Annotated in this window: 6 protein-coding genes and 2 pseudogenes; 5 read left to right on the forward strand and 3 right to left on the reverse strand. The window is 64.3% G+C overall.

The features are described 5' to 3' along the window. Window positions 1-84 (reverse strand): annotated as a pseudogene (locus AAHF99_RS26945) (IS5/IS1182 family transposase); the annotation flags it as partial. Window positions 85-256: 172 nt separating this feature from the next. On the opposite strand from AAHF99_RS26945, the gene AAHF99_RS26950 reads away from it, so the two are divergent. After that, window positions 257-583, forward strand: a complete 327-nt coding sequence (locus AAHF99_RS26950) for a hypothetical protein (RefSeq protein ID WP_342167402.1) — start codon at window positions 257-259, stop codon at window positions 581-583. Here AAHF99_RS26950 and AAHF99_RS26955 read toward each other — a convergent pair. Continuing rightward, window positions 580-1,272 (reverse strand): recombinase family protein, encoded by a 693-nt coding sequence (locus tag AAHF99_RS26955; RefSeq protein ID WP_342167403.1) that lies wholly within the window; start codon window positions 1,270-1,272, stop codon window positions 580-582. The two genes, AAHF99_RS26950 and AAHF99_RS26955, sit on opposite strands and share 4 nt — an antisense overlap. A 66-nt stretch (window positions 1,273-1,338) precedes the next feature. On the opposite strand from AAHF99_RS26955, the pseudogene AAHF99_RS26960 reads away from it, so the two are divergent. The 4 genes and pseudogenes from AAHF99_RS26960 to AAHF99_RS26975 all read left to right on the forward strand — a co-directional run bounded on the left by AAHF99_RS26960 (window position 1,339) and on the right by AAHF99_RS26975 (window position 4,521). After that, window positions 1,339-2,450 (forward strand): annotated as a pseudogene (locus tag AAHF99_RS26960) (IS3 family transposase). 364 nt (window positions 2,451-2,814) lie between these two features. Beyond that, window positions 2,815-3,909 (forward strand): catalase family protein, encoded by a 1,095-nt coding sequence (locus tag AAHF99_RS26965; protein WP_342167404.1) that lies wholly within the window; start codon window positions 2,815-2,817, stop codon window positions 3,907-3,909. 75 nt (window positions 3,910-3,984) lie between these two features. Continuing rightward, window positions 3,985-4,152 carry a hypothetical protein gene (locus AAHF99_RS26970; protein ID WP_342167405.1) on the forward strand — a complete coding sequence of 56 codons (168 nt, stop codon included), beginning with the start codon at window positions 3,985-3,987 and terminating at the stop codon, window positions 4,150-4,152. Window positions 4,153-4,179: 27 nt separating this feature from the next. Further along, complete coding sequence (locus AAHF99_RS26975; protein WP_342167406.1) at window positions 4,180-4,521, forward strand: hypothetical protein; 342 nt, start codon at window positions 4,180-4,182, stop codon at window positions 4,519-4,521. A gap of 145 nt (window positions 4,522-4,666) precedes the next feature. On the opposite strand, the gene AAHF99_RS26980 is transcribed toward AAHF99_RS26975, so the two are convergent. Next, window positions 4,667-4,964 (reverse strand): transposase (locus tag AAHF99_RS26980; RefSeq protein WP_342167407.1); only part of this gene is annotated, 298 nt, incomplete at its 5' end.

A 4,964-nucleotide genomic window follows, 5' to 3' on the forward strand; every position in this document is an offset into this window, starting at 1 on the left:
ACCGCCCTTCGGCTTGGCCCGTTCAGGCGGCAGCAGCGGTGCGATCTCGGCCCACAGGCCATCGGGAAGGAGCGGTCTCGCCATCTTCACTCAACGCGCCAAACCCGGTTTTGTTAGAGCCTCTTAGCAGACGCCCAGCATTGGGCCGAAGCTGCCCGATGGGAACCTAAGCCCTTACCACGGCACGTTGCACACGCTGGAAAAACACAATCGTGGCTTGGCAGCATTCCAGTCGTCGTTGTGCAATAGTCCGCTCATGACAAACGTAATCCGCCTCCCCCTCGGCCGCGCAGTCGCTGACGCTCCCCAGACCATCGACGCCTTCACGCCGTTGCAGGTCTACGGCGCAGCCGTAGGCCACTTCGTGGCGCTGATCCGCGCTGAAGGCCGCGAGGCCGGAAAGACATTGCAGCTGATCGTTGGCCAGGAGCGCGGCGAAGCAGCGGAGACCGTGGCAATACTGCCAGACACAAACGTCGGCGAGACGGAAGCCGAAGCTATGGCACACGCCATCCTAAGGATTTTGGAAATCGTAAAGGAATCTTTCGTCGGCGGCTCAGGTTCGGCGGTATTGGGCCACTAAGCGGTTATTCTCGCGATGACCTTTTGAACCTGAGAGGCACCCCAGGAACCGCCACGCGCGGCCGGGATGCCTCGATCGTTTAGGCCCGCCGCCATTGCCCGCAGGGATGTGGCACCAGTTGCCCTGATGTCGGCGATGATAGGAGCTAGGTCAGCTGCCCGGCTGTTCGCAATCTCTTGCTGCCGCGCACGACCCAAGACCCGGCCGAGATCCTGTTTGCCGAGGTGCGTAGGGTTGCCCAACTGCGTAGCCTTGCCAGCCGCCTTTAGAGCGGCGAGTTCGGCATCAGAGAGTGCAGCATAGAAGGCGCGTTTGGCCGCGAGGGCTTCCCGAGTCCGCTTAGAGATCATCTCCCGCTCGGCCTGTGCGATGACCGCCATGATGCCCACGACCATTTCGTTCGCCTCCGGCATATCTGTGGCAACGAACCGGGCACCGGTCTTCTGTAGACCGAGCAGGAAGTGCGCATCGCGTGACAGGCGATCGAGCTTGGCAATCACCAGGGTTGCGTTCTGCAGGCGGCAGAGCGCTAAGGCCCTCTGCAACTCTGGCCGATCGTTGCGGCTGCCGCTCTCGATTTCGACGAATTCGGCTAGGACGGTTCGATGGCCGTTGTGAAGGAAGGTGGCCACTGCCTGCCGTTGAGCCTCCAGGCCGAGCCCAGAACGGCCTTGCATCTCCGTGGACACTCGGTGACCTTGCCCCCTGGTCTGCCCTCGTACTGAAGCTAGGGTCCGTCGATCAGGAGACGGACGATGAAGAAGAGCCGGTTCAGCGAAGAGCAGATCATCGGCATCCTGAAGGAGCAGCAGGCCGGGCTTCCGGTGGCTGAGATTTGCCGCCGCCACGGCATCAGCGACGCGACGTTCTACACGTGGCGCTCGCGCTTCGGCGGTATGGAGGTCTCGGACGCGCGCCGCCTGAAAGCGCTCGACGAGGAGAACCGTAAGCTCAAGAAGCTCCTGGCCGAAGCGATGCTCGACGTGGCGACGCTGCGTGAGGCACTGGGAAAAAACTTCTGACGCCCGGCGCACGGAGAACGGCCGTGAGCTGGGCCATCGAAGAGAAGGGCTACTCGCAGCGTCGTGCGTGCGGGCTGATCGGCCTTGAGCCGAAGACGTACCGCTATGCCTCGACGCGAGGTGACGATGCGGCCGTGCGGGTACGTCTGCACAGCTTGGCCGGCGAGCGCCGCCGGTTCGGCTACCGACGTCTGCTGATCCTGCTGCGGCGGGAGGGCCTCACACTGAACCACAAGAAGCTCTTCCGTCTCTACCGGGAGGAGCGGCTGTCGGTGCGCAGGCGCGGTGGGCGCAAACGAGCCCTTGGCACGCGGGCCCCCGCCGCCGTGCCGCAGGAGCCGAACCAGCGCTGGAGCCTCGACTTCGTCTCCGACACGCTCGACGACGGGCGGCGCTTCCGCATCCTCGTCGTGGTCGACGACTGCACGCGGGAGTGCCTGGCGCTGGTGGTCGACACGTCGCTGTCCGGCCATCGCGTTGCACGTGAACTCGACCGGATCATCGCCAGCCGCGGCAAGCCGCTGATGATCGTCTCCGACAACGGCACCGAACTGACCTCGCACGCCATCCTGCGCTGGCAGGAAGAGCGTGCGGTCGAGTAGCACTACATCGCCCCCGGAAAGCCGCAGCAGAACGGCTTCGTTGAAAGCTCAAACGGACGCTTGCGCGACGAGTGCCTGAACGAGCATCTGTTCCGGAGCCTGCCAGCGGCCCGGACCATCATTGAGGCGTGGCGGATCGACTACAACACCTGCCGCCCGCACACGAGCCTCGGTGGGCTCACCCCGAACGCGTTTGCAACCCGGTCCAAACAGGACCAAAACCAGAACGGACTCTGGTTATGAACGGGGGCAAACAGGGGGCAAGGTCAAACAGGGGGCAAGGTTAAGGGACATCGAGGTTCGAATGACGGCCGCCCCATCCGAGCGAGGATCGCGCTGCTGGACGAACGGGAGGGCAAGGCTGAGGCGTGGCAAGAAGGTAGACTGTTATCGCAAATTGGAACTCTCGATCCATAGTTTGAGGCCAGCCGGTAGACCATGGCGCCGCACCCGGATCCAAAGTCCACGCTGAAACAGTTGCCCTAGCGGCGACGGCTGAAATGGCCTCGTCCACCGAGCACGACAGCGGAGCCACGGCGACCGTTCCGTCGTCTTCGCCAACCACGACTGCGAACAGCCGGCTCCATCAGCTAGAGGTCCATGCCCCATGGCCCATACGCTCGCTCCGCTTCGTTTCGACCCCGCCTACGAAACCATCGCCGAGGACGAGGCGGAGACGCAACGCGGCCTCACCGAGTTGATGCTCGCGATCCAGCGAAAAACCCATGCCGATACCGGCCACGCCTATCGCTCCGTACATGCCAAGGCGCATGGCTACCTGCTGGCGCGCTTCGAGGTCCTGCCGGGGCTCTCGCCGCAGCTCGCGCAGGGGCTGTTCGCGACGCCGGGTGTCTATGAGGCGATCCTCCGCTTCAGTACGACACCGGGCGACATCTTGGACGACAAGGTATCCACCCCACGTGGGGTCGCCCTCAAAGTGTTGAATGTACCTGGCGCACGGTTGCCGGGCAGCGAAGATGAGACCACGCAGAACTATGTGTTTGGCAACTCCCCCTCGTTCCAGATCGGCGACGCCCGGGGGTTACTGCGTCAGTTGCGGCCGCTGGCTGCCACCACGGGCCGCGCCGAGCCCGTCAAGATCGGACTCTCGGCCGTGTCACGCGCGGCCGAGGTGGCGTTGGAGAAGGTCGGCCTGAAGTCGGCCACGTTGACGACCCTGGCGGGGCAGGCCGAGACGCATCTACTCGACGACAGTTTTTATTCGCAAGCCGCACTTCTCCACGGCGACTACTTCGCCAAGCTGGCGATCTCGCCCGTCTCGCCCGAACTCGTTGCCCTCTCGAAGCAGGCGATCGACCTCGCCAGCCGACCCGACGGCATCCGCGAGTCCGTCGCAGCCCACTTCAGGGATCACCCGGCCGTCTGGGAGTTGCGTGTACAATTGGCAACAAACCTAGACTCCATGCCGATCGAAGACGCTGCCGCGATGTGGCCGGAGGACGAGAGCCCTTATCGCCCGGTCGCGCGCATTACCGCGCTCCCTCAGGAGACATGGTCCGACGCCTTGCGCCAGCAGGTGGAGGACCGCTTGGCTTTCAACCCCTGGACGGGCTTTGCCGCACATCGGCCCCTCGGCTCGATCATGCGGGCGCGCCGCCCCGCCTACGCCGCCGCCCGTGCTTACCGTGCCGAGAACAACGCCGTAACGATCGCAGAGCCGACCCGCCTTCCTGGTATATAGGGCCCCGTCAATCGGAGGTGGGAGAAAGCTTGGCGTAATGGGCGCGCCGAGGGGAACCGGGATACCGCCCCGAGATTGTCGCTGTCGGACGGCCAAGCATCCGCCTATCAGGTGGTCGTGCGGCAGGTGCGCCACGATCCGCGCACAGGCTTCACCATCTTGGATGGGCTGCGCGATCACAAATCGGCATCCTTAATTAAAGCTACTCGGCCTTCGACCTTTTCACGGATCCAGGTGATCTGAAGAGGAGTCCCAGCGCGAGGACCCCATATGCCTGCCTGCTACGCCAGCCATCTAAAAGCGCTTCCAGGCATCGTTCGGCCAACGCTGCGCGATGCAGCCCTGCGCATTCTTGCCGCACACGGGCGCAACATTTCCTCCGAACCTTATCGGGTGCGCTACGCGGGCGTGGCCGGGTTCAAGGTCATGTACTTCACAAGCGAACCTGGCGTGATCGCGCGGCGAGGACGGGGTCATTGGAGTACGTCATCAGGTCCCACGGCAGACTTGTTGCAGCACCTCATCGAGTCGATGCAGGCGCGCACGTACTGGGAATGGGCTGGCGCGGCGATGGCACGGTCTCGCACGACCGGGTTCATCCGCGGCCCGTAGGAGTACGAACTCCTACGGGCCGCCGCCACGACAGCAGGCATTCCGCAGATGAAACGCGTCACTCCAGCCTATCCCGGACGCGACAGCCGGATGACATGGCCGATTGAAAAGATCGTTGCCTATCGCCGAGGCCGGCTAAGAGCGCCTAACAAAACCATCGTTCGATGAAGCGCCAGACGATGACGGCTGCGGCCAGCGCGGAGAAGGCGAGATGGATGTCGGCTCGCCGCTCGTAGCGGATGGCGAGGCGACGGAACTGGGCGAACCACGCCAGGGTCCGCTCGACGACCCACCTGCGACGTCCCAGCCGCTGGCCGCTCTCGATCCCGCGCCGGGCGATGCGAGGCTGGATGCGCCGGCGGGTCAGCGCCTGACGACAGCGGCGGTGGTCGTAGGCCTTGTCGGCGTGCAGCTTCGAGGGACGCTTGCGCGGCGGTCCCCAG

Origin of the sequence: Methylobacterium litchii (genome assembly GCF_038442315.1) — a bacterium.
Lineage (GTDB): Bacteria > Pseudomonadota > Alphaproteobacteria > Rhizobiales > Beijerinckiaceae > Methylobacterium > Methylobacterium litchii.